Here is a 24,673-nt window from a genome sequence, read left to right as displayed (position 1 = left end):
CCTCATCCTCATCCTTGATTGCAGCGGCGGGACAGCGTTTTAAACACAGGAGGCAATATGTGCATTGTTCCTGATCAATCCTAATCATCCATTTCTAACCTCGCTGATTTTGCTGATTATCGGCTCCAATACCCGTAGATATTCATCGCTTTCCAGCAAAATCCCCTTTCTTTCGGAGTGCTGTTCGTACACTGAAACTACTTCAGTAGCCGAGCCTGCCAAACCAACCGTCTGTGGGTCAAGGCCAAGGTCATGACAGGACCATACCAGAATATCCTTGGTTCTGGCATGTAATTTGGCAGCAATTGTTAGCGGTTTCAACTCAGAGACGGCTGTCATTCCACTAATACTCAATACTGCCGGAAGCCGGCAAGACTGTCTGGTTGTTACCCCTTCGTCATGCTGGCGGTGGAACAAAACCTCATCGGTCGAAATATCCTCAAACCGTGTTACATTTATCGCGTGGGGGATATCTAGATACTCGCCGATTCCCGGACCTACCTGACCGGTATCACTGTCGGTTGAATGGCTGCCGGTCAGAACCAGATCACATCCACCAAGCTTCTCAACAGCACGAGCCAGTACCAGCGATGTCGCCAATGTATCCGAACCGGCAAATGAAGCGTCGCTGAGCAGGACTGCCTCATCGATTCCATAACCCATAAACTCCTGCAGAGCCGTTTTACAACCGGGAGGGGCCATGGAAATAAGAGTTACATTAGCATTACAGCTATTCTTCAGCTCCAATGCCACATGGATGGCTTGCCGGTCCGGATAGTTTAGCTCAAAGGTTGCCTTCGGTGGCGGTGAGGCCGAGATCTTACGGCCATCAGCAATGCCATGCACATCGTCTTTGTTCACGTGTGCAATAAACTTTAAACAAACTACTATTCGCAATATATCGCTCCCCCCATCACATTCTGCTGCTTTTTTATCAGAGAAACGTATGTCAAAATGTTTCCAAAAGTACTATTCTTCGCCAGATTACCATTTCCCTTTATTATCATAATATGATTATCATCACATAATTGGAATGAACAATTATTATAGTATAATAATGTCATTTATTTCATTTTCATTTACATATAAGAGGAATATGGAGGTGTAAATTGAGTAAAATTACTTTACCCGTTTCCGATCCACTAATAAATACTTCCAACGCCTATGGGACTTTGTTTTCTATTATTTCTTCGGATAACCGCATATGGCCCTGGGTTTATTCCAACTTCATTCAGCTGAGATATGTAACGGATTGGGAAACTTACTTTTTTGACAATCATGAGCTTCTTGTTGATTATTGCCCATTTCTCAATAAGTTCATATTGCCTAGAACCATCATTTCCAAGTGGTCTTCCTTTACGGATTTTGTAGTAGACTCTATCAACGGCGATTGCTATGTATGGTGCCATCTCGACCGGTACTTTATATCTGCATATCAGGAGTTCGGCCAAGAGCACCGTTTTCACGAGACATTAATTTACGGCTACGATCTTGATCGCCAAACAGTCTGCATTCGGGACAATATTACGGGCGGTAAATTTATGACCGCTCAATGCACCTTTTCCGAACTGGAATCCGCCTTTGACTATCTGTCCGGGGAAGAAAATTTTATTACGCGTGTAACTTTGCTTAGCAAAATCGATGCAGAATTTGATTTAAACGTCGAACAGATTGTCGACAGCTTGCAGCGATATCTATCCTCCAAGCGCTCATTCGATTTTATTAACCATACCACTACCAGCATCTATGGACAAAGTGTTTACCAACACCTCATTTATCAAATGGAGCATCCTAAAGAAGATGACCCTGAGCTTGACATTAGAGCCTATCATTTGCTGTGGGAGCATAAGAAGCTTATGGTTTTAAGACTTAAATATCTCCAACAAATAAAACTCCTGCTGCAAAGCGACCGATGGATTGAGCGTTGTACTGAGCTTGAAGAACGCTCTCTTCTGAACAGAAATATGGTGCTTCGGTATAATCTGTCCATGGACCCCAAGGTGCTAGACGCACTCAAACATTCTCTGTTGACCATACAAACAGACGAAACCAAATTATTGGGCGAAATAATAAGCGCGCTCGGCTCCAAGGGATGAATTGGAGAATTAGCAGCAGTTGGAGGGACAATTATGCAGACGTTGCAGACGTTAGAAATGGAATATTACTATAATTCTGCAGGGGAGCCTATTGCAGAGGTACAGTCACTGGGAAACTGCTATACCCGTAATATTTTTTTCATGCTAAAGAGGTATGTCAATGATTCTAGCGTATTGTACAAGATGTTTTTAGATGATTTTAATCTGAAATTAGTTACCCATACTGACAGTGACCAGTTTGAATTAAGCTTGAACGAGATCAAAGATCCCGAGGATTATATAACAGTCGCTAATAAACATACTTTTAGCAACAATGCAGAGGCAGCCATCCAGACGATAGAGACACTGTTAGCAAATAACGAAGTCGTATTTGTCAATACGTTAATGAAACGAGTCCCCTTTTATAGAACATTTGAATTAAACCCGGCTCTGGAAACAGATCATATTGTGGATGGGCATATATTTTTGATCCTAGGGCAGACGGCAACTGATTTTTATTTCTTGGACAATTATATAAATTACAACAAAGAGTATTTCAAGCCTTATCCGCATAACAAAAATATCGGTCAAGATGCCAAAACTTCGTTTATGGATGCCTACAATCGGCAGTTTTCCTGTTTCACAGTACATCCTAATCAAGATGAGCTTGCTGAATTGCCAGCCCGAGCCTCGCTCATTTTAAGAACCGCACTATCGAATTATTATAAGCCGCCCTCTTGTACCGAAGGACGCCTGGAATATATCGGACGATCAGCCATCCAGGAACTGAACAATCTGTTTGCAAGTGGACGTTTCATCCTCAATACAAAGATTTCAAACCGCCCCCATGACCTTTACTCTTTAACCCGGACGACGCTCACCCGTCATTCAGATAGGAAAAAAGTATTGCTGTTGCTGCTGAATTCCTTAGCAAATCCTAATGCTCTCAGCGATGTCATTCATTGTGCTCGGCAAAGCATCGAACAATGGGAACTTTTAAGGAATGTTATGACCAGGCAGTATATCATGAATGAATTTACACTTACTGACCAGATGGAAGAATACATGGCCTATGTCCTTCATGCGGAAGACCTGTTTTATCATTCCATTGAAAAAAACATCGATAATTTATGCCAAATATAGGATATAAGCGTAACGCCTCATCCTAGAAAAAAAGAGACTTGTCAAATAGACAGGTCTCTTTAAAGCATTTACCGCATTGCCACTTATCACGGCTAATAACATCTTCGCTAACGACATGGAAGGAACGGAGGGTCCGGGTAAGGGCTTTTGCTCATATCCCCCTCCATCCTCCACCCCTTTAAGTCGCTATTCGGGCTTACACACTAGTCAGAATAATAGGCTCACCTTTAGTCACGATAATCGTATGTTCAAACTGCGCTACCCGACCGTTATCTACAACACTTAGCGTCCAGCCATCCGATTGCTGCTCCACATAGTCCGCTCCAGTCGAGAGGAAAGGCTCTACTGTAATTACTTGTCCTTCCTTCAGTACTGTGGTCACTCTTGGATTATAGAAGGGTAGAATTTCAAAAGGCTTCTCATGCAGTGATTTGCCAATTCCATGGCTACACAGATTACGCACCACTCTATAACCGCGTTTGCGAGCTTCAAGTTCCATCATTCTGCCGATCTCGTTAACCTTCATCCCTGCCCGCAGATGATTGATCACACTCATCATGGTTTCCTCAGTACTCCGGCATAAACGCAGAATATCATCGTTATAGGGCGGCAGTTGAAAAGAAACGCCAGCATCCCCATAATACCCATTCAGCTCAGCAGAGACATCAATGTTGATCAAATCGCCAGCATTAATCACTCTCGGACCCGGAATACCATGAGCAACCTCTTCGTTCACACTGATGCAGGTGCTGCCCGGGAAATTATAAGTTATCTTCGGGGCTGAGGATGCTCCGAAGCTTTCCAGAATCTCAGCTCCAATAAGATCCAACTCCGCAGTCGTCATCCCAGGGGTTACTTTCTTTTTCATCTCGGCGATGGTGTGGCCCACCACTTTTCCAATAGCTTTTAACCCTTCTAAATCTTGTACCGTATCACTTGTCATCCAACACACATTCCTCTCACTTCATGAATTAATCAATTGTCCAGCCTCTGAAATGCACTCCCTACCCACTGAAAAGTATCTTCCACTTGTTTGCCTGCTGCGTTATCGTAGTAACTTCTCTTGAAGCTATGCTCATCAACTTTATCCAGCTTTATGGAATACCGCTCAGGACTGCTGATAAACAGCTGATTTTCAGGTTTAATAGGCAGTTCTTCTATCACGTTATTTCTTCTGAGTGTAAAAAGCTTATAGAAATAACCGTTACTCGTTCCATATTGTCCGATCGTAAAATCGGGATCACCGTCTCCATTATAATCCTCAAACTGAAGCTGGAAAAAATCATTAAAGGTCTGGGCAAATTGATCATTTAACGGATAGCTACTCAGCGTTTTCCCTTGCTCATCAGTCACAACTAGTCTAAATCGGCCACTCCAGTTTCTTCCCGTTAACGGACTGGGTGTAGTCCAATCTTCGCTATATCTCCCCTCTAGCAGTTGCAGATTTAAAAATCCCGCTCTGCCTGTGACCGGAGACAGTTCATTATGTGATAGGGTTACTGGACCTGTTACCTCGACAGAAGTCTCCACAGGGTCTGCCTGTTCAATGTTCTCCGTATCGATTGTTCCATAAATGAGCTTTCTTAACTGGTCAGAGTTTTTTACAGGAATCGTGTAGCCCTGACTGCTGTTCTCCGCTGTAGTAAACATCCCTTCATGTCCAAGTTGATCTCCAAGCGCTATGTAATAGTCTTCCGAATAGCCGTCCCCATAAACAAGCTTCATTTCAAATTCCGGACCCCAATCCAGATCATCAGAAAATTTTTTACTCTTGTTCATAGCCTCCGCAAGCGTCTTGATCAAAACAGAATCCTTTAGCGTTAAGCTCTCTGAGTGCAAAGGACGATCCGCTTGTTTCTGATCACTAGTTGCCACGGGTGTCAACGACACGCCTTCGATCCATCTGGCATTGATGAAGCCCAAATCACTTTTACATCCGCTTAACACTACGACCAATAACAAAGGTGCTATCCATATTAACCGCCTAATGCGAATCGCCTCCAATACATAAGCATATTCCAATTATAACAGTGTCTATAAATATATAAAAACGACTTTACTAACACGCGATTAAAAAAAGACTACAACCTGCTTATTAAAGCGTGGTTCTAGTCTTAAAATGACAATTGATTAGATTGCTCCCATCGTTTTGAGCCAAGCATCCGCAATAAGTGCATGACCTGCAGGAGTAGGATGTACTCCATCATATGCCCAGTAAGCCGGTTCTGCTTTTACGGAGGCCGCTGCAAAAAGTCCATCTAGCGGAACCAGCGGCGCCCCATATTCACGTGCCAGCTCGCGGACAATATGAATTTTAGGATCAAGATCCTGACGCCAAGTTCTACGATCTTCCGGTACAGGCAAAACAAAAGGCTCTATAAGAACTAATTTAGCATCCAAAGATTTCTGAGTGCGTTTAATCAGGTCCCGATATGAAGCTTCAAACTGCTCGGGAGTGGTTTCTTCACCAGAATCAAAACGGCGCCAAGTGTCGTTAATTCCAATATAAATGGACACCCAAGTCGGCTTCAAATCCAGGCAATCCTTATCCCAACGCCCCTGTAAATCAACAATACGGTTGCCACCAATGCCACGGTTAATAAAAGTAAGATTCTTCTCTGGATATAAATACCCCAGACGAGCGGCGACCATCATTGCATAACCCACTCCAAGCGATGAAGCGTCTTCATGATTACGTCCCCAGTCTGTTATGCTGTCACCTTGAAACAGAATGACATCGTTTTGTTGGAATATCATAAATGAAATCCTCCTCTAACTACCTCTGTTAATATAACCCAATCTATTATATCAAATACAATGAATGCAGCCTACTACGAAACATCAATAATGCAAACATTTCACTAAAAAAACAATAACAAAAACCCCGCTCAGATTCGAGCAGGGTTTAGGGTTAAACTATATTAGTAAGCTAGGCTGAACAATCCTTTAATGTGGGACAAGTAACGAATATTACTTGCTTCCTTCATCAGAGTTGCAGGCAAGCCTTTTAACGGAGTAGAACTTGCACCAACGATGGCTACACCGTCTTTACGGCCTAAGCTAGCAAGCGTACCAGAGTTGATTGGGCTAAAGCTTTCAAACGATTTATTTTTCAAGAAGGCATACAGATTGTATCCGATCAATTCACCCATTTGCCAAGCGATTTGAGCAGTTGGAGGGTATGGACGTCCATCTTCTGCAAAGACCACCGCGCTGTCACCAGCAACGAATACATCTTTGTGAGAAGTGGATTGCAAGAACTCATTCACCGTTGCACGACCGCGGTTAACTTCAAGACCGGATTCGCCGATGAGTGGATTTCCTTGTACGCCACCAGTCCATACAAACGTGTTAGCAATAATTTTTTGACCGTCTTTCAAGTCAATCGCATTGCCTTCTACATTCGTAACAGGAAGACCTGTCAAGAATTGAACACCACGTTTTTCCAAGCTTGCTACAGCACGTTCGATCAATGCATCTGGCAATACTGGAAGGATTTTAGGACCTGCTTCAACGAGCATAAGCTTAATTTCTTTAGGATCAACGCCATATTTTTTAGTAAGTGTAGGCAATACATCCGCGATTTCACCAACAAGCTCAACGCCGGTTAAACCGCCGCCACCGATCAGGATGTTTGCATCTGCTTCATTTTTCGATTTCGCATATTCACGAATACGATCTTCAATATGTTGATGAATTTTGTTAGCATCTGCAGCTGATTTCAATACCATACTGTATTGTTCAAGCCCTGGAATGCCAAAATAAGCTGTAGTGCTGCCAAGACCTACAACAAGCGCATCATAAGTAAGTGTCACACCATCAGAAAGAACAATTTGTTTGTTCTCCACAGAAAATGAATTAACCTTCGCGATTTTCAGGTCAATATCTTTACCTGCGAAAAGCTTAGTTAGAGGCATAGCAACAGCACCCTCTGCAACACTACCTGCTGCAAGACGATGCAATTCTGTGATGATTTGGTGGGTAGGATACTGATTAACTACAGTAATTTTAGCTTCATCTTTTTTGAGATACTTGCGTACGGTTAAGGCGCTTAGTAGACCACCATAACCTGCTCCTAGAATGACAATATGTTTAGACATGATGTTTCCTCCGTCCCTTACGAATAAGATATGAAAATGATTATTTCTGCTTACTGCGTTCTCCAGCAACTTGAAGGTATGCATTTACGAAACGGAAAAGCTTTTGCGCTTGCGGATCTTTCAACAACTTCATAAGACCAAAAAGACCAATAACTTCGTTACTTTCATTCGCACGATCTTTTGCTTCGATCACTGTAGCTGCCATATTCTTCGCGGAATGCACTACAGGTTCAGCAAGTTCTTTAATTGCACTTACCGTATCACTTTTCAAGACATCATCCGCTGCGACAGTTTGCACAAAGTCATAGGACTTTGTAAGCACGCCAACAAGCTCAGTTAATTTTGGCAGCTGTTCCACCAAGACTGTTAATGATTCCTGAACTTCTGGTTTCAAGAGCTGCTCTAGAACATCCATTTGTTCCTTGCTAACAGCTACTTTTGGTGATTCTTGTTCAGGTTGTGTTTGAGTGATTGATTCTGACATATCCAAATCTCCTCTGCAATAAGCTTTGCTGCTTAATAGTAATGAAAAACATAAGAACTTTTAACGCCATATTTCTATTATAGCACTTATCAAGTTATAAATGTCACAAAGTTTTTGAATTTCCATAAAATTTTGTGATTTTTATTACATTATAATAAATTATTTAAATTACCAGTGTTAATTAAAACCGTTTGAGTGAATTAATGTACAAATTCATTCAAATTCTTCTCAGTTTTCAACAAAACATCCACAATGTCCATATTCTTCTCTGTTAGAAGTAACCTGAAATAAAGAGAACGCAGGAAGTTCTTTGTATTTATTCGAGTAACGTACTGGCTGTGGCTTCTAGGCCAACTGCCACATTGCGCCAAGTTGAGAATCCAATCGGTTATAGACTGCTGTGGAAGTAAATGATGATCGATGATTGTAACTATAATAGTAGCAATCCGTTCATCTTCTTCCTCCCTGAATATGTATTGATCGTTATAAAGCATCTTTTGAACAACTGTCAGAACCTCTTCCCGCACCTCGGCATCACTCTCCGAGCATAAAACCAGCTCATCCAAGGCGTCTGCGCCATGGGCTGCTGCGTGTGCCCAGCCTTCTTTTTCCATATAACCTCTTAAATCCCGTTCTTCCTTATAATAACGAATTAAACCCTGCTTCACCTTTGTAAATTCAGAGCTATCCAATATAGCCTTTTCCCTATGCCGCTGGAGAATAAGAGCAACAACCAATACAGAAAATGTTCTTGTATACACCGTCTGATCTTCTTTGTTCCCAATGTGATAAAATAGATGCTGCTCGTCAAGGAGTATCCACAGCAGTTCACGAAGCTCCGCATCATTAAACCAATGTTTCTCATTAATCCATTTGTAGAATGTGGAATAAATCAATTCATCACGCAGCACAGGCTCGGGATCTCCTAAATGCTCAAGCATCAACTTCACATAATCCTTTATGTCCTGTCCACTTCTAAGCTCGTAGTCATTCTCTTCGATTCTTTGTAAATCTATCATCAATCGTTCTCTACTATTAATCAATTTATCCACCCTTTCATTCACCGTGTTTTTACATATCCTAATATCCTAATTTATGTCCTATTTTTTGACAACAGGGTATTCAAGATTAACTTCAATAAATTTTATCATTGACGAATTTTATAGGCTGTGTTATTTTGAGTTAGTAACATTTAGTTAGTACATTTACAAATATCAGGTGTTTATATTTTACAACCGAATACATACACAACGGAGGAATACTTATGAGCGCTTTTACAGACTTGATTCAGTCCCGCAGATCCGCTATGAATTTTGTGGAAGGGGTCACCATCCCTCAGAATGAATTAGAGGAAATGTTCTCTTACGCCAGATTGGCACCATCGGCCTATAATCTACAGCATACAAATTACAAAGTGATATCTAACGAGAGCTTAAAAGAAGAAATTCGCGAAGCGGCTTACGGCCAATATAAAATCCATACTGCTTCAGCAGTTATTGTAGTGCTAGGAGATAAGCATGCTTATCAGCAGGCTCCAGAAATCTATGGCGGGCTTAAAGCTTTAGGAGCGATGTCACAAGAGGAATATGATGAGCAAATAGAGATGATTAACAATGCTTACATTGATAAGGATGCTTTTCAAAGAGATGAAGCAATACGTAATGCCTCTCTCTCGGCCATGCACTTTATGCTGATCGCCAAAGATAAAGGCTGGGATACCTGCCCGATGATCGGCTTCGATGCTGATGTTATCCAATCCACCTTGAATCTGCCGGATCATATGGTACCTGTTATGCTGATCACGATCGGCAAAGACAAAAAACATAAAATCAGACCCCGCGGCTACCGTAAGCCAGTCAACGAATTCGTTGAGTTCATCTGATTATAGATACAGCAAAACGTTCCATCCGAGGCAAGTAGCGGGTGGAACGTTTTTTTAATTGGAACTCATCATGAAGATAATGAACCGTGTGCCCGATATAGAAGAGGTGCTCTACTTCGCATATTGTAAAATGGCAATCGCTGCTCGTTCCCGTCGTTCGGAGTCATCACAAATCAAAGCTTCTTTCAAAATATTAAGCGCCTTAGAGAGCGTCTCCTCATCCAATTCCAGCGGACTATTCACTTCTTGTTCATTAGCAGAAACACCTGTAATCCACAGATCCAAGCGAGCACTTGGTTTTGGACCCTTAAATTGTACAACCGGTGCACTTTGGTTAAATAACTCCCGCACGCCTGCGTTTAGTTCAGAAATCGGCAGACTTTTCAACCACGTTACACCACGCCGATGGCATGTACCCTCGTCAACATTATCATTTAACTCGTTGTAAAAATAATCTCCGAGGTCTCCGAGATGTACCCAATCTCCATCGGCCACCAGCACATAATCTCCATCTTGCATCGTATGTACAAATAGCTGAAGGGCTTGCAGATGTTGCATAAGCTCCGGCTCACTATATTGGTAAGTACCGATTAATCGATCACGAAGTTCCTCTATGCTTAGATTCTCCAGATCCCCTATTCCGGGGTAGCCGATACTCACATAATTATCCTCCAAAAATGTGCTGATCCGCTCAATCCCCAGTAGCTTAGATCCCATCCGAAACAGATTCATATGTCATTCCTCCAAATACTTAATAAAATGCTTATAGTAGCCCTTGGATTTGGGAGTAACAAACCGTCCATCATTCGCAGAATCCTTCATTAGTTTATGAAGATTCGGACCTCCAGTATAGGGATCTACTACGCTAGCCTTCAGTCGTGTCGCTTGGATTGCCTTCTGAGGACAAGAATAAACACAACGCATACATAATAAACAATTTTGACTGAAAACAATTCCTTCTACGCCGCTACTAATATTGGATGTTGGACAGTTGCTGACACATTTTAAACATAGTGTGCAAGCGTCCGTTGTACGCAATCCTTTTGCGAAGTATTTTCCCCCTTGGTGTTCCTCACAATAATATACTGTTCTCAGAACCCGCTCCAACACAGGGTGAATCGGCAGATTTCGTGGTGTTCGGTTTACGATTTCCTCTGCAAACAATTCCACCTTACGCTGTGCGGCTTGGTACAACTGCTTATTCAACCTGTCATCATATTTGATATAAAAATTACATGGCATCGCCAAAATGGAATTGTGAAAAGGGATATATCCCTTCCCACGCAAAGAACGAAGAACCGTATTCGAAGCACCGTTATTGATATAGTGTGGAGAGGATGCCGTTTTGAATACAAATGCCGGGGTTCCATTACATTCAGGCAGCTGATCTGCAAAATGTTCAACAAAACCGGAAGCGCCAAAGCCTAGAACCGGATGACCAATACCTATAAGATCATAGGCTTCATATTCTACAGAACGAGTGCCTTTAATAATATCTTCCACTCTAAACAAATCTACGTCTTGCCCTTTACTTCTTAGCCTTTCAGCAAATTGCTTAGCAATAATCTCCGTATTGCCAGTACCTGAGAAATAAAATATGGCCGTCTTTGCATTATGCATTCCATCCCCTCCCAGATCAAATATACCTCATTCCCGTCTGGGAAAGCTGTGATGCTGAAGTGGGTTTGGGCTATTTCGGACTCAGTTGCTCTTATTTCCATAATTTCGCTCGTTTTGCCACACTATCGGACTCAGTTGCAGCTATTCGCTCAAATGTACTCCTTTTCTGAGTAAATCAAGGGCAATAGGTGCTATACAGTCCGAAACCTTCGCAAAATAAACCCATATGCTGAAATAGCTGCAGTACGGTCCGCTACGATCTAGATCGAGCAAAAGGTAACTGGTTTCGAGACGTAGGCGGATAGATTGTGCTATAGGTAACTAATTTCGTGCACGGAGTAGATAGGTTGAGCTATAGGTAGCTAATTCCGCACGGTGTAGATAGGTTGAGCAATAGGCAGCTAATTCCGCGCACGGAGTAGATAAGTTGAGCCATAGACAGTTAGTTTAAGCACTGGTTAGCACGTTTAGGAGCAGATTTGGCAGGTGGCGTTCTTTTCAGCAATTGCTCGGACTCAGTTGCAGCTATTCACCCAAATCTACTCAAATACTGCAATTAACATATCCTCAATCATGCGTCCTCACAGGAGTAATTAAAAAAAGTGTGGACGAAGATGCGTCTACAGGCAGGATCACCAGCGGTCTTTCTTTTCCCGCGAACCTGATTCTAAGCGTCTCACTATCAATCGCCCGAAGGATGTCCCTGAAATATTTTCCGTTAAAGGCTACTCGAAAATGATCACCCTCTAGATGTTCCAAAGGAATCTCTTCTTTTACATCCCCAATTTCTGCAGTCTTGGACACTAAACTTAGCGTGTTAGAAGGAAGTACGCTGAGCATAACACTCTCACCAGCCAATATAGAAATACGTTCAACCACATGTAACAAACGGTCTGTCTTAACAATCACTTCGGAGAGATACGCTTTTGGGATTAAATTATTGACAGAGGGATAAGTTCCTTCTAGAAGGGCAGACTGAACCCTCAATCCATTAGAAATAAATCTGATCTGCTTGGGGCCTATTTCTAAATCGGTGCTGCTGTCTGCATCATCGCTTAATATTTTTAAAAGATCCTCCAGGCTGCTGCCCGGGATTACAACATCTAAAGGAATTGCACCGTAATCTTCTATGCTTTCAACAATATGCTGGGCGAAGCAGATGCCATCAGTGGCGACTACACGAATATTTCGCTTATCTATTTGAAGCAAAACTCCTGTAAGCACAGGTCTGGTTTCCGATGAAGAGACCGCAAAAACCACTCTTTTAAATATTTGCTTCAAGAGAATGTTCTTCATGCTTATCCTTTGAATATTTGGATGATCTATGTATTGGATTCTCGGAAACTCTGCTGCATCCATTCCACATAAACGAAATTGAGTGTTCCCTGATTGAATATTTAATATCAATGACTCTACGATTTCCAGCCTAATTAGTCCAGGATCAAGCTTACGAATGATCTCATAAAAATAACGTGCGGGAACTACGATCTCACCTGTGTTGTGCACAACCACCGAATCCATTTTTACAGGGAGCTTATATTCAATGGTCATTCTTATATTGCTGGCTGTTAATATCAGACCCTGAGTTTGCGCTTGAATAAGTATTCCAGATAGAACACGTGAGGAACTATTCGCGGATATGGCTTTTAATGCTGCCTGTAAAGCGGTACTCAGAGAATCTTTTGATACATGGATTAGCAAAGACTTCACCTAACTCTCCTTAGATTCCTTTACAAAATGCGCCTCAATAATGTTCCGAAATACTTGAGAGCGAGATGCGTTCTGATCCGCACAAGCCTGCTCTATCTCCTGCCAAACGTCCTCAGATAACGTCAAAGATACCTTTTTAGTTACACCAGTGCTTTTTCTACCCGCACCCTCCCGAAGACCTCCCCTTGTAAAAAGAAACCCCAACTGCCCATCTTTAGTAGCTACACCTACTTTAACTTTATCCTCGTTGTTACTTGCGCTATCGCTAGTGACTTTATCTTTAATTTCGCTAATACTGCTCCTTCCCTTGTGTTCGCCTTCAAATTTATGATCACCCAATCCCTCGCACCTCCTTATTTGAATTTAGTAACTCAAATCAATGCATTCACTAATTTCATAATACCATAATCGCCATTAATCCACCACAAGTCTAACCACAAAAAAAAACACCCCAAAGATCGGAGTGTGTGTGGTGGGCTAGGCATGAGTTTGGTATGCGTTGGGTATGAGTTGGGTATGCGTTGGGTATGAGTTGGGTATGAGTTGGGTATTGCAACGTTAACCCATGGATTTTTTATTTTGCTTAAATTTTTTTGTGAATGTATGAGTTAATTGCACTTTATACAACTATAAACAATACATAGTGCTGCCCGAGCGAAATAAGTGTATTCTCTGCAACTAAATTCAACGATATTAACAAATTAGTGTGAAAAGACTTCTTTTAACTGCACCAAATGCAACTAAAAGTGACTAAGCTTCTTATCTCCTGCAAATAAGTGTATAAACTGCAACTATCCCGTTTACCCACTCCCGGACACACGCACTCACCCTCATCACGCCACTAGCCCAACCTTCATTCCCTCTCACACACCCTCATCACGCCACTAACCCAACTTCTATCCCCTCACGCACACCCTCATCACGCCACTAGCCCAACCTTCATTCCCTCTCACACACCCTCATCATGCCACTAACCCAACCTCTATCCCCTCACATACACACCCTCATCACGCCAGTAGCCCATCCTTCATCCCCTCTCACTGCCCCTCATCATGCCGCTAACCAAACCTTATTCCCCTCTCACTCACCCTCATCACGCCACTAGCCCAACCTTCCTCCCCTCTCACTCACCATCTCCTAAGACTCCCTTCCCTACTCAACCCATTACCTTTACCGCAGAACTCCCTACTCATGTAAAAATAGCTCGCCTCATAACTCAACGCGCGGCACATATTAACATCTACTCTTCCGCCCGCCTTACCTAAACTACACTATCTCAGGATGTTCTGATAATTTGGTGGGAAGTCTGACTTTTGGGGGTCTTTTAGATGCTTGAACGATTCAAGCTTCACCTTAGGACCAGGAGAGATCCTAAAAGTCATGGTATCTTCTCCAACTGAAATATGTGGACCTACTGTAGGATATACGTTAAGTGTAATCAAGAAATCAAACCCACGGAAACCATTGAGCCGCTTCACCTCAGTCACATCCACAAAGTAAGGATAAACCATTGGCGATTCTCGCAGAAGCGGTGAATAAATATCTGCAATTTTTTTCTCAATATGGGGTAAAAGAAATAACATCAGCATGTCTTGAAACTTAAGTTCGCGAGAATCTTGATCTGGCAGTTGAAGTCCCGAATCAGACCTGGAGGGCGTTATAGATTGAGGTTGAATTAACCTACTAGCGGAGCAAGGTTGTGGCGTCAGAACAAGCATCACTGCGACAAGAAGGGGAGCAATCCAGCTTTTTTTCATCACAATAGCCTCCTTAGGGAACTTTATATAAATTCCCCAAAGAGACCCCATTTTTATACGTTAAATCTCAATCCTGTCAAAAAGAAAGGGTTCTCCCTTAAGATAGTTTCTCAGGATCGCTAGCGCATAGGGCTGTTCTGCTTTTAGACCCTCAGTTTCCCTAGGATCGGATACGTGATGGCAATAATTTTCGATCATAACCATGACCGTAAAATTCTCTAAAGTCTGAACCCACTCCCCATCGAGCTTGGCGATACTTTCGTACCCCTTAATGACCCCTTCTCTTTGCAATGGATACAGTCCAAGAAGGGTATGTGCAACGTCATAAAGATAATAACCCCAACCACATCTTCCAAAATCAATCGGCCGAGGTTCGCCCTCTTTAAATATGATGTTGCCTTGATGTAAATCTCCATGGATAACGCCATAAGACCTTCTGTTCTTATTTTTATGCTGCTTGCTTAACCAGTTGTATAATTTTTCAGCTGCCGACTGATACAGCACAAACTCATCATCCGTAAGAAAACAATGATAATGCAGCTTTAAACGAAGCATTGCCTTTCGAAAGCTATGCTCATCCCAAACAGGACGATTAAAGCCAGAGGGTAACTCCAGCTCCTGTGCCGCCTTATGCAGCTTGGCTAATAGAACGCCTTCTTTGTAAATTTGTTCTTCGGTAAGTCTTTCATTCGCATGTTCCCCTTCAACCCAACGCATTAAAGAGGCATACACACCTTCTCCATTTCCCTGTTCCACTCTGAACGTTACAGCACCTGTGCGATCGTGAATACCTTTTGGCAGGGGGACATCAATTTTGCTCTTCAAAAGCTCCAGCCACGCGATTTCGGAGTTGATTTCCTCTTTAGATCTCCCCGAATGAAGGCGCAGTAAAAAAGTTCCCTCTTTATTAGTTTCGATTACAAAGGTACAGGTATCCGACAGCTGGTTAAAACGAATCTGCGTCCAATCCAGGTCAAAGTTCTGAAGCGCCATTAAAGCTGCCTGCTTATAATTTTTTCTCATCGCAAAGGAAGGAACACTTCAGCCTCATCGGGCCAGGAAGGGTTCGCAATTTGATAGATTTCTATATCCAATCCAAGATCATTACTCTGCAAACTGTTATTAAATTCTTGCTTCATTTCCGGCAATTCAAGTACTTGGACTTGGCCTTCAACATTCATAAATAACCATCCCTTCAATGATCTATAAAAATGAAAACTATCTGAAAAAATATTTATCTTGAAAATATTTTCAGAAAACTAAATAATAGAAAAGCAATACTTACATGTCGGATCTATCATCTTAACCAAGGTGGAGCTTCATTACAGGCAGAAGAAAGGTTGAACATCGGCATCATGAACGCAATTCCAAACCTTAACAAGGCACAAACACGCAAAGAACGAGCAGGGAAAGAGCCCTTTCCCATCTCTATACTTTCTCTTACGGTAGGCGCTTTTGCGATTGGTATGACTGAGTTTGTTATTATGGGTATTTTACCAAATGTCGCCAACGATTTACAGGTTAGTATTTCGACTGCTGGCCAACTCATTACAATGTACGCACTTGGAGTGGCCGTTGGCGCACCCATCCTGACCATTCTCACGCAACGCATTCCACAAAAGAAACTGTTATGTCTTCTCATGATTCTTTTTATACTGGGCAACGGAATCTCTGTGTTTGCACCCAACTATACCGTTCTCATGGTAGCTCGTATAATTACAGCTTTAACTCATGGTACTTTTTTTGGGGTTGGCGCAGTCATCGCATCCAATCTTGTACAACCCAATAAGCGGGCCGGAGCCGTATCTATTATGATGGCAGGTTTAACGATAGCCAATATTGTCGGAGTTCCTCTAGGGACATTTATTGGACAAAGTATGGGCTGGCGGGCCTCATTTGCAGCGATTGCTGTCATGGGAGTCGCCGCGCTGATCGGTATTCTCATTTTTATTCCAAAGCTTAAACAAGAGAAACCAGCGAGTGTTATCCAGCAGATTGCTGCGCTGGCTAATCCAAAGCTGCTACTATTCTTATTGATCGGGGCGTTAGGGAACGCCAGCTTGTTCACCGTGTTCACATATATTACTCCACTGCTTGAAGAAGTGACTGGTTTTGCTGAACATAGTGTGACTTGGATTCTAGTCTTATTCGGCTGTGGGGTGACCATCGGGAACATCGTTGGCGGAAAGCTTGCGGATTGGAAGCTGATGCCTTCTATCGTGGGACTTTATTTTGCAGTCAGTATGATTCTAACGATCTTTTCCTTCACGATGCATAGCCCAATAGCTGCGGTAATCACAATATTTTTCTGGGGTATGGTGTCCTTTGCGGTCATGCCAGGTCTGCAAATACGGATTATGAGTCTGGCTCAGGCAGCCCCTGCACTTGCCTCAACGACCAGCCACTCCGCCGGGAATCTCGGTAACGCAACGGGTGCCTTTATTGGCGGTTGGGTCATTTCTCATTTAGCGATCACTTCGCTTCCTTGGGTCGGTGCGGTTCTAGTGGGCCTTGGTCTGGTATTAGGCATAGCTTGTTTTGTAGCAGAACGGAAAGAAACTGTGGCGTAAGCTTTATAGATATTTATACAAAAAACGAGGGCGCTCCCAAAGTCTCATGGCTTGAGGCACCCTCGTTTTATATTTCAGAGGAACAATTCTGCTCTTCTAATCTTCAACATCTGCTTTGCACCTTTTTGAAATTCATAAGGAACCTCTAGTTCCTCTGCAGTAAATCCTTGCCTTACCAAATCATCAATAAGGCGGTCTAAATGCTCATACCTTTTACAAGAAAGGTCGACTAGTGGAAAGATTCGAAGCTCGCCTCTCGTCACCCGCATTAGTTTCTTAATAGTCTTTAGATGAAATTCATAGTCCAGCCGATCGCTGTACATAAATAGAAAGTGAGCAGATAATGTCAGATCAAATGCTTCATCCGCAAATGGCAGATCCGGAAGTACCACAGGAACATAACGCTCCGGGGTTTGTCTTCGATCTTTAGTGCTGGCGGTTAAAGCTGCGTTCCTAGCTTCGGTCAGGCCCTCGATTGATTTAAAGTAGTTCCAAACGAAGTTATCCTGTACTTTTTCCATTCCGGACATCGCATGCGCAATATCTTGAACCCCTTTGTCTGCCAGCTCATCTTCAGAGTAATAGTAAGCAATATCGGCAGCCGTTACATCACCACCCAACTGATTCGCTATTGCTGTAAAAGAACAAGCACCCGCAGGACAATCCAGAATTCTCTGGCCGATGAGATCTGATTCCAGCAAATCAAACATACGTAAATATTCCTCATAGGTCCTGCCAATAAAAACAATTCTCTCCAAATCAAGCTTTCCCTTTGCTCCGCTCATCTCAGCTCACCTTTCCTCTTCTAGGCTCATTTACACTTCTACTTCTGTTTTAATATACGAATAAGGTAATCAATTAGAATCCCCAAAATCAAAAACGTTCCAAAATGAATAATATAAGTTGGGAATCTGACGCTGATTAACGCACTATTGGTTCCCCATCTCGGATTATTTACATCAACCATGAAGCTTTCAAAAGGTTCTGTAAAGATCAGTGTATCTATAATAGGGTTCAAACGTACAAGAATAATATTCGCGATCCCCACCCCCAGATAGTCACTCAGACAGATGATGATACTTATAATCGAAAGCCAGAAACTGAATTTCCTCCTAAAAAACATCAAACACCGCCCTTTCTATTTTTTCTATTTCTTAACAATTCGTTTAAAATTCAAAATATCCTTGTCACGGTTAGTTCCTGTTTTAAAAAATGATACAATCTGGAGCTCGCTAGCTTAAGCGGATAATCTGAAAGTTTACATATGATCCCACAGGTCATATCAATAACCTTTCCCTCCAGCTTCCGTACTATAGTTCCTGCTGGGGCTGGATTCAGCACAATCTCAGGCACAAGAGCCACTCCTAAACCACTTCCCACAAAATATTTCAGCGCTGTCATGCTCCCGATTTCCATTGTATCTAGTGGCGGCCCACCTGATTCCTGCAGCACACTTTCTAATTTTTTGCGATAAGGACAATTCGCTGCCGTAATCAATAAGCGATGAGCCTGTATATCCTCTGGGGTGATACTCTCCTTGGATGCTAGCGGATGCTCTTCTGGCAAAAGTAACACAAATTCCTCTGCAAATAAGGGTTCAAAATAAAGCTCCTTGCCGAGCTCAGGCGCCGAGCACACAGCCATATCAATTTCACCACGCAGGAGTAGTTCACTAAGTGCTGCGGTTCCCGCAATATCCACGGAGACTTTCACTTTAGGAAACTGTGCCATAAACTCACTTAAAAGCTGCGGTAAACGATAGCTCGCCGTCGGGTCCGTTACCCCTAATCGCACGTTGCCAGCTTCCCCTATTTTTAAATCAGCCAAACGGCTCTCTAGTCGTTCCATATCTTTAACGATATGTAAGCTCTCTTCATAAAACAATCTGCCTGCTTCTGTTAAGCTGATTTGCTTACCCCGCTCAAGCAATTGACATCCCAGATCAGATTCAAGCCTTTGCATCTGCATCGTAACTGTAGATTGGGCATAGTTCAATTCTTCTGCGGCACGATTAAAGCTTCCGGAAGTTACGATTGTTTGAAAGGTTTTTATTGTTTTTAGATCCATCCTAGTGTCCTCCAGTGTTCAATTCAAATAAATTGAACCAAACCTTCATTATATTCAATTATACGAAATCCACTTTTCTCTATAGAATACTTTATATCAACAACATACGCCAACTTAAGGAGTGCATGAGGATGGATCTCAACAATAAAGTCGCATTAGTAACTGGTGGAGGGACTGGAATTGGCAAAGCTGTAAGCTTGGAACTATCCAAACGCGGGGCTCACGTCGTAGTGAACTATTCTAGATCTGAGGATGAAGCTAATGAAACCGTAAAGACGATTCTGAATCAAGGAGGGCAGGCTATAGCAATACAAGCGAATGTGTCTAAAGATCAGGATGTGCGAAGTATGGTCCATTCGATTATTCAGCATTTCGGGACAATAGATCTGCTAGTGAATAACGCCAGTATAACTAAACATATTGCTCTCGGAGATCTGGAAAAGGCAACAGAGGAAGTATGGGATGAGTTATATGATGTAAATGTGAAAGGAATGTTTTTCTGTGCCAGAGCGGTTGCACCGTATATGAACCATAAAAATTCAGGAGCCATCATCAATCTCGGCAGCATCGCTGGACAGACAGGCTTAGGCTCCTCCCTTCCTTATGCCGTCTCCAAAGCGGCTGTCCACGGTCTTACGAAATCGCTGGCACATGCGCTGGCTCCCCATATTAGAGTTAACTGTGTAGCACCGGGCGCCGTTGCTACTAGATGGTGGGCTGGACGAGAAGAACAGATGTATAAACTAGCCCCTAATCTGCTGCTTCAGCATATTTCAACCCCCGAAGATATCGCCCAGTTCGTCTGCGCTGCGCTAGAACAGGAAGCAATGACTGGACAGATCATTACCATAGATAGCGGACAAACATTGTAACAGCCAAAACAGCTAATGGTATGTCAGAACTACTTTTAAGTATCATTAGCTGGTTCTTACGTACCGTACAGGAGGAAGTGAAGCGTTGATAGAATAATTGGGGGATTTCTCCCTAAAATTCTGAGTTTTCTGGTCATCCAACCAATAATTAGGGAAAACCTCCCTAATTATTAGCTAATTTACTGGCAAATAACGAATTCGCCTGATTTTTAGGGAGGTATTCCCTGATTTCGTTCATTTAAAGCAAATATCGGCTATTTTCAGGGAGGTTTTCCCTAAATACTATATAGCCAACACTGTAGGAACCATAAATGCATCCGACATACCACATAACGTATACCACACACCTCCTCATAGCACGTACCACATACCACATGATTCATAGAACGAAGCCATCCGATATATCACATATCGCATGACTCATAGAACGTAGCACATAGCATATACCACATGCCTCATAGAACGTAGTACATAGCACATAGCGTATAGCACATATAACATACCTCCTATAGCCTGAGGGTTAAAGTAAGAAGCTGCCCCAAAAGTAGAATTTTCTACTTTTAGGACAGCCTTTTCAGCATAACTATTAATGGAGATTCTTAGTTAGGTTCACTACCCCAGATCAGATTACCCGAGATGTAGGCTGGCGCTTTTGTCCAATCTACAAAATTGGTATCAACCGCATTAAAGGAGTAATCTCCGGTTTGAGTGTAATTTGACCAATCCTCTTTAGCCACTCGCACTTGGATATCGATGCTCGCACCCGCATCAAGTGAACCTGCTGCACTCGAGAATCCAAGCTCCAGATAATAATCCGCATCTGCTTTAGCCGTTGGCAGCTTCACAAACGTGCCCGTTACATTCGCGCTTCCAGCCTGTGACCAATCGCAGAAGAAGCTTTGTGCCTGCTCACCGTCAATTGTGTAATAATATCTTAATTTCACATCAGAAAGTGCAACAGCACTTGTGCTTGTATTCACCAGCTTAAACTTTGGATTTAGTGTATTTCCGGAAGCAGACACTGTACCGTTATACATCTGCACTTTCAGTGCTACTGTAGGAGCTACTGACGTATCTGAGATAGTGACAACCAAGGATTGTGCGGCTCCGGCACTAAACTCAAAGGTCAGCGTTGTCGTTCCTACGGCTTGAGTTGCCAGATACTCCTTCTTGAGAGTGACTGTTGATCCACTTACCGTATAATCCGTTCCAGCTACGAGGGTTGCCGTTCCATTTTTGATCGCACTCAGCGTATTTCCGTTCAACGTCATAGTTACGGCGACGTCTGTCTGATTCGCTGTCTTCTTATCAAATCCGGCGCTTGTTGGCGTTATCGTGGAGTTGGATACTGGTGTTGTAGTATCCGTTACCGCTACCGCCAAGGATTGTGTGGCTCCAGCGCTAAAGCTGAACGTCAGCGTTGTCGTTCCTACCGCTTGTGTCGCTAAATACGCTTTTTTAATCGTCACTGTTGATCCACTTACCGTATAATCCGTTCCGGCTACAAGGGTTGCCGTTCCGTTCTTGATCGTGCTCAGCGTATTTCCGTTCAACGTCATAGTTACTGCAACGTCTGCTTGATTTGCTGTTTTCTTATCAAAACCTGCGCTGCTTGGGGTGATGGTCGAGTTGGATACTGGTGTTGTAGTATCCGTTACCGCTACCGCCAAAGATTGTGTAGCTCCAGCGCTAAAGCTGAATGTCAGCGTAGTCGTTCCTACCGCTTGCGTCGCTAAATACGCTTTTTTAATCGTCACTGTTGATCCACTTACCGTATAATCCGTTCCGGCTACGAGGGTTGCCGTTCCATTTTTGATCGTGCTCAGTGTATTTCCGTTCAACGTCATAGTTACTGCGACGTCTACCTGATTCGCTGTTTTCTTATCAAAGCTTGCAGTTATTGGCGTAATGGTCGAGCCTGTAGCTGGTGGATTTACAGGATCAGCATACAAGGTGCCTCGGCCATTCGTACCGAGATATACACGTCCATAGATTCTTGGATCCCCAGTAATCGCCATATTGATCTTAGCGTATTGGTGAGCATCGTCATTAATACGTACCCAAGTTGCGCCAACATCATCGGAACGGAAAACGCCCCTTACACCATCAATCTTCGCTACGGTGTACAATGACATATAAGTTTGGCCCGGAGCAGCCTTACCATAACCAATAAGATCAGCTTCTTCTACATTCGTTAACTTCGTGAAGCTCGCACCTGAATTAGTGGAGTGCCATAGACCATATTTATTCTCAACCGTATTCCCTCCGGCGAACCAAATGTCGCCTTCAATACCTGGAACTGCCTTCATACTGATTTGGGCTTCATTCGGCTGTAATCCAGCCACATTATTGGTCGGGAAGCCCGAAGCTCCGGTGGCAGTAAATGTAGCTCCACCATCCACACTTACATAGAAAGTTCCTGCATAGAATCCATAATATTTGTTAGGATTCACGCGATCAGACGCTATCTTCGCCCCTGCCGGTAATCCTGCACTTGCTGTCCAAGAATTGCCTGAGGTTTTGGAATAATACACCCCAATATCTGAGGTGCTCCACAGAATGGAATTACCACTTGCAGAGACTGCCACTTGTCCATGGCCCACCGTTGTTTTGGTTCCATTTGAAGGCTCGGAGTTTGGCATATACCAGTTCACTCCACCATCGTTAGAGATACCAATGGACTTCATGCTTGGCGTTTTTTCTTTATCTGCACTGCCTACCCGCACCATATAGGACGGACTCAGTTCAGCGTAGTCAATACTCATCGTTGTTGCCCATGAAGGACTGGTCTGGAATTTGGTTGGTGCTACCGACAAATCCTCATGACGGAAACCAGAAACGTCACCAAGTGCAGTGATCAAATGCGAAGTTCCAGTTGGCGGGCTAATTAGACCCAGCACTGCAGTTTCCTCCACACCTTTTGCCATGACTGAGATATTTACCTTGCCTCCGGTATCCCATGAGGTCAAATTGTTCGAGCCATAAATTGTTGCTCCAGTGCCGTACATCATTCGATTCGAGTTAAATGGATCAATTTCCAAATCACCCATCATCCAGCCTAACTTCGGTGAAGGATCCAGGGATGTAGAAGTGGTTCCATGATCGAGCCATGGAGCGGCGGTGATATCCATACTGAACTTATAAGTCCGTTCTGGATAATTGCCCCAATCCCAAATGCGACTCCAAGTAGCGCCACCGTTGGTACTGCGGAAAATGACTTCATCAGGCCACCAGGCGTTTAAGCTGGATACCATCAATGTATTAGGGTGCTGAGCATCCAGCGCCAATCCACCAAAGCCGTACCAATTATCTGTACCAGTCGTAGGACTGATATTGGTCCAAGCCCCACTAGTTTTGTTGTATTTCCATACTTCACCCTTACTACCATCATACGGTCCTACACCATTACTATAAGTAATATAGAGATCGCCTGTGGATGACAGCTCGCCGTGATGTGGCAAGAAACCCGTAGGTTGTCCAGCCAGAGCTGTCCAGGTTACTCCACCATCTGTACTCCGATATACGCTGCTAGCCGTGTCGGCTACACCGACATAGATCGTTTGAGTAGCGTTGCCAAGTGTACCTGTACTCTTATCGAAAGTGATCCAAGACAATCCGACGAGATCATTCCCATAATCAAGTGTCGGATTCTGAATATACGTGCCTACATTTGGAAAAGAGGTTACCTTTGACCAAGTTACACCAGAGTCAATACTCTTCCAGAGACCGTTACCACTTCTAGCTCCAAAGTAGAGAATGTTGTTCTTATTGGGGTCGATGACTAGGCGTTCACCAGCGGAACGGCCCGGCATATTGCCACCTACTTTAAAAGGCAGTGGTGTGGTTTGCCAGGTGTTCCCCCGGTCATTAGAGCGCATAATCTGGCCATTATTATCCCAATGATTAGTATACGTACCCGTTGCCATGTAGACTTTATTAGGATCAATTGGGTCTGTAGCCAGAGCATCTACGCCATTCTTGTTCCAATCTACCCAGCCTACCGAGTCACTAATTGAGACCCAACTGGATGTAGCTTGATTCCAGCGATAGGCACCGCCAATATCTGTTCTGGCATAAATCAGATCCGGTTCAGTTTGATTAAAAATAATTCCGGGTACAAAGCCCCCGCCAGCTCCCGTTACAACGCTTTTCCAGGTGTAAGGTTCACTTGAGGCTGCATGGGTAGTAGCTGGGAATGCAGAGAATAAAGAGCCTACCATCGCGCCAAGCAGGACCAAAAGTCCTGTTTTCCGGATACGGTTACGAATCACGTTTTACGCCTCCTACGATATAATTGGTTTGTTTATGCCTTCTTCTTACTCTATATCCCTGCTCCTCCCTCCCCCTTAATCCATACCTTTAGAACTTAGAATCCATTTTCTGATAACGCTTT

Annotated in this window: 22 protein-coding genes and 1 pseudogene; 5 read left to right on the top strand and 18 right to left on the bottom strand. The window is 43.2% G+C overall.

The genetic code is table 11. The features are described from left to right. Position 1 precedes the first annotated feature (1 nt). Together NSS82_RS32695 and NSS82_RS13240 are read right to left on the bottom strand one after the other, a co-directional pair. Positions 2-88: pseudogene (locus NSS82_RS32695) on the bottom strand (4Fe-4S binding protein); the annotation flags it as partial. Then, on the bottom strand, positions 85-861 hold the full coding sequence (locus tag NSS82_RS13240) for an electron transfer flavoprotein subunit beta/FixA family protein (protein ID WP_178944227.1): 777 nt from the start codon (positions 859-861) through the stop codon (positions 85-87). The gene NSS82_RS13240 and the pseudogene NSS82_RS32695, both read right to left, overlap by 4 nt. Positions 862-1,109: 248 nt before the next feature. On the opposite strand from NSS82_RS13240, the gene NSS82_RS13235 reads away from it, so the two are divergent. Together NSS82_RS13235 and NSS82_RS13230 are read left to right on the top strand one after the other, a co-directional pair. Continuing rightward, complete coding sequence (locus NSS82_RS13235; protein WP_038570088.1) at positions 1,110-2,096, top strand: hypothetical protein; 987 nt, start codon at positions 1,110-1,112, stop codon at positions 2,094-2,096. Positions 2,097-2,129: 33 nt separating this feature from the next. Next, positions 2,130-3,218, top strand: a complete 1,089-nt coding sequence (locus tag NSS82_RS13230; protein ID WP_036685899.1) for a hypothetical protein — start codon at positions 2,130-2,132, stop codon at positions 3,216-3,218. A 196-nt stretch (positions 3,219-3,414) separates the two neighbouring features. Here the strand turns inward: NSS82_RS13230 and map are convergent, their stop codons facing one another. The 6 genes from map to NSS82_RS13200 form a co-directional block, all read right to left on the bottom strand. Continuing rightward, on the bottom strand, positions 3,415-4,161 hold the full coding sequence (map, locus tag NSS82_RS13225; RefSeq protein WP_076100706.1) for a type I methionyl aminopeptidase: 747 nt from the start codon (positions 4,159-4,161) through the stop codon (positions 3,415-3,417). Positions 4,162-4,193: 32 nt separating this feature from the next. Then, positions 4,194-5,180: a hypothetical protein gene (locus NSS82_RS13220; RefSeq protein ID WP_143761272.1), complete on the bottom strand. Its 987-nt coding sequence runs from the start codon at positions 5,178-5,180 to the stop codon at positions 4,194-4,196. 168 nt (positions 5,181-5,348) lie between these two features. Next, complete coding sequence (locus NSS82_RS13215) at positions 5,349-5,975, bottom strand: SGNH/GDSL hydrolase family protein (protein ID WP_076100709.1); 627 nt, start codon at positions 5,973-5,975, stop codon at positions 5,349-5,351. 164 nt (positions 5,976-6,139) lie between these two features. Continuing rightward, positions 6,140-7,318: an NAD(P)/FAD-dependent oxidoreductase gene (locus NSS82_RS13210; protein WP_036685891.1), complete on the bottom strand. Its 1,179-nt coding sequence runs from the start codon at positions 7,316-7,318 to the stop codon at positions 6,140-6,142. Between the two features lie 40 nt (positions 7,319-7,358). After that, positions 7,359-7,802: a DUF1641 domain-containing protein gene (locus NSS82_RS13205; protein ID WP_036685888.1), complete on the bottom strand. Its 444-nt coding sequence runs from the start codon at positions 7,800-7,802 to the stop codon at positions 7,359-7,361. A gap of 200 nt (positions 7,803-8,002) precedes the next feature. Beyond that, entirely contained in the window at positions 8,003-8,845 is an 843-nt protein-coding gene (locus tag NSS82_RS13200; RefSeq protein WP_076272870.1) for a DUF2785 domain-containing protein, read from the bottom strand. Positions 8,846-9,066: 221 nt separating this feature from the next. On the opposite strand from NSS82_RS13200, the gene NSS82_RS13195 reads away from it, so the two are divergent. Continuing rightward, positions 9,067-9,684 carry a nitroreductase family protein gene (locus NSS82_RS13195; protein ID WP_036685885.1) on the top strand — a complete coding sequence of 206 codons (618 nt, stop codon included), beginning with the start codon at positions 9,067-9,069 and terminating at the stop codon, positions 9,682-9,684. 111 nt (positions 9,685-9,795) lie between these two features. Here the strand turns inward: NSS82_RS13195 and NSS82_RS13190 are convergent, their stop codons facing one another. The 7 genes from NSS82_RS13190 to NSS82_RS13160 form a co-directional block, all read right to left on the bottom strand. Further along, entirely contained in the window at positions 9,796-10,416 is a 621-nt protein-coding gene (locus NSS82_RS13190) for a hypothetical protein (RefSeq protein WP_051491419.1), read from the bottom strand. 3 nt (positions 10,417-10,419) lie between these two features. After that, positions 10,420-11,304, bottom strand: coding sequence for an EFR1 family ferrodoxin (locus tag NSS82_RS13185; protein WP_038570079.1), 885 nt, complete (start codon positions 11,302-11,304; stop codon positions 10,420-10,422). Between the two features lie 567 nt (positions 11,305-11,871). After that, positions 11,872-13,014, bottom strand: a complete 1,143-nt coding sequence (gene dnaN / locus NSS82_RS13180) for a DNA polymerase III subunit beta (RefSeq protein ID WP_076272850.1) — start codon at positions 13,012-13,014, stop codon at positions 11,872-11,874. Further along, positions 13,015-13,353: a hypothetical protein gene (locus NSS82_RS13175; protein ID WP_254924697.1), complete on the bottom strand. Its 339-nt coding sequence runs from the start codon at positions 13,351-13,353 to the stop codon at positions 13,015-13,017. A 932-nt stretch (positions 13,354-14,285) separates the two neighbouring features. After that, positions 14,286-14,771 carry a DUF3888 domain-containing protein gene (locus tag NSS82_RS13170; protein WP_143761271.1) on the bottom strand — a complete coding sequence of 162 codons (486 nt, stop codon included), beginning with the start codon at positions 14,769-14,771 and terminating at the stop codon, positions 14,286-14,288. Positions 14,772-14,831: 60 nt separating this feature from the next. Continuing rightward, the gene (locus NSS82_RS13165) at positions 14,832-15,794 is read right to left on the bottom strand and encodes a phosphotransferase enzyme family protein (protein ID WP_076272849.1); all 963 of its coding nucleotides are present in this window, start codon (positions 15,792-15,794) and stop codon (positions 14,832-14,834) included. Further along, positions 15,791-15,952, bottom strand: coding sequence for a hypothetical protein (locus NSS82_RS13160; RefSeq protein WP_155288118.1), 162 nt, complete (start codon positions 15,950-15,952; stop codon positions 15,791-15,793). Before NSS82_RS13160 ends, NSS82_RS13165 begins: the two co-directional genes overlap by 4 nt. Positions 15,953-16,126: 174 nt before the next feature. Between NSS82_RS13160 and NSS82_RS13155 the strand changes: the two genes are divergently transcribed. Next, positions 16,127-17,341 (top strand): MFS transporter, encoded by a 1,215-nt coding sequence (locus tag NSS82_RS13155; RefSeq protein WP_038574369.1) that lies wholly within the window; start codon positions 16,127-16,129, stop codon positions 17,339-17,341. Between the two features lie 74 nt (positions 17,342-17,415). Here the strand turns inward: NSS82_RS13155 and NSS82_RS13150 are convergent, their stop codons facing one another. Next, on the bottom strand, positions 17,416-18,126 hold the full coding sequence (locus tag NSS82_RS13150) for an SAM-dependent methyltransferase (protein WP_076272848.1): 711 nt from the start codon (positions 18,124-18,126) through the stop codon (positions 17,416-17,418). A 388-nt stretch (positions 18,127-18,514) separates the two neighbouring features. Further along, complete coding sequence (locus tag NSS82_RS13145; protein ID WP_076272847.1) at positions 18,515-19,408, bottom strand: LysR family transcriptional regulator; 894 nt, start codon at positions 19,406-19,408, stop codon at positions 18,515-18,517. Positions 19,409-19,539: 131 nt separating this feature from the next. Between NSS82_RS13145 and NSS82_RS13140 the strand changes: the two genes are divergently transcribed. Next, the gene (locus NSS82_RS13140) at positions 19,540-20,280 is read left to right on the top strand and encodes an SDR family NAD(P)-dependent oxidoreductase (RefSeq protein WP_076272846.1); all 741 of its coding nucleotides are present in this window, start codon (positions 19,540-19,542) and stop codon (positions 20,278-20,280) included. 599 nt (positions 20,281-20,879) lie between these two features. On the opposite strand, the gene NSS82_RS13135 is transcribed toward NSS82_RS13140, so the two are convergent. Then, on the bottom strand, positions 20,880-24,500 hold the full coding sequence (locus tag NSS82_RS13135) for a X2-like carbohydrate binding domain-containing protein (protein WP_256718537.1): 3,621 nt from the start codon (positions 24,498-24,500) through the stop codon (positions 20,880-20,882). Between the last annotated feature and the right edge of the window lie 173 nt (positions 24,501-24,673).

Origin of the sequence: Paenibacillus sp. FSL H7-0735, assembly GCF_038008505.1 — a bacterium.
Taxonomy (GTDB): Bacteria; Bacillota; Bacilli; order Paenibacillales; family Paenibacillaceae; genus Paenibacillus_AQ; species Paenibacillus_AQ odorifer.
This window is presented reverse-complemented; position numbering and strand designations above follow the sequence as displayed.

Excerpts from the sequence above, each read along its gene's own strand:
- NSS82_RS13230 (WP_036685899.1), top strand. The coding sequence starts at position 2,130 with ATGCAGACGTTGCAGACGTTAGAAATGGAATATTACTATAATTCTGCA.
- map (WP_076100706.1), bottom strand. The coding sequence starts at position 4,161 with ATGACAAGTGATACGGTACAAGATTTAGAAGGGTTAAAAGCTATTGGA.
- NSS82_RS13215 (WP_076100709.1), bottom strand. The coding sequence starts at position 5,975 with ATGATATTCCAACAAAACGATGTCATTCTGTTTCAAGGTGACAGCATA.
- NSS82_RS13210 (WP_036685891.1), bottom strand. The coding sequence starts at position 7,318 with ATGTCTAAACATATTGTCATTCTAGGAGCAGGTTATGGTGGTCTACTA.
- NSS82_RS13205 (WP_036685888.1), bottom strand. The coding sequence starts at position 7,802 with ATGTCAGAATCAATCACTCAAACACAACCTGAACAAGAATCACCAAAA.
- NSS82_RS13195 (WP_036685885.1), top strand. The coding sequence starts at position 9,067 with ATGAGCGCTTTTACAGACTTGATTCAGTCCCGCAGATCCGCTATGAAT.
- NSS82_RS13190 (WP_051491419.1), bottom strand. The coding sequence starts at position 10,416 with ATGAATCTGTTTCGGATGGGATCTAAGCTACTGGGGATTGAGCGGATC.
- NSS82_RS13185 (WP_038570079.1), bottom strand. The coding sequence starts at position 11,304 with ATGCATAATGCAAAGACGGCCATATTTTATTTCTCAGGTACTGGCAAT.
- NSS82_RS13170 (WP_143761271.1), bottom strand. The coding sequence starts at position 14,771 with ATGAAAAAAAGCTGGATTGCTCCCCTTCTTGTCGCAGTGATGCTTGTT.
- NSS82_RS13165 (WP_076272849.1), bottom strand. The coding sequence starts at position 15,794 with ATGAGAAAAAATTATAAGCAGGCAGCTTTAATGGCGCTTCAGAACTTT.
- NSS82_RS13160 (WP_155288118.1), bottom strand. The coding sequence starts at position 15,952 with ATGAATGTTGAAGGCCAAGTCCAAGTACTTGAATTGCCGGAAATGAAG.
- NSS82_RS13155 (WP_038574369.1), top strand. The coding sequence starts at position 16,127 with ATGAACGCAATTCCAAACCTTAACAAGGCACAAACACGCAAAGAACGA.
- NSS82_RS13150 (WP_076272848.1), bottom strand. The coding sequence starts at position 18,126 with ATGAGCGGAGCAAAGGGAAAGCTTGATTTGGAGAGAATTGTTTTTATT.
- NSS82_RS13145 (WP_076272847.1), bottom strand. The coding sequence starts at position 19,408 with ATGGATCTAAAAACAATAAAAACCTTTCAAACAATCGTAACTTCCGGA.
- NSS82_RS13140 (WP_076272846.1), top strand. The coding sequence starts at position 19,540 with ATGGATCTCAACAATAAAGTCGCATTAGTAACTGGTGGAGGGACTGGA.
- NSS82_RS13135 (WP_256718537.1), bottom strand. The coding sequence starts at position 24,500 with ATGGTAGGCTCTTTATTCTCTGCATTCCCAGCTACTACCCATGCAGCC.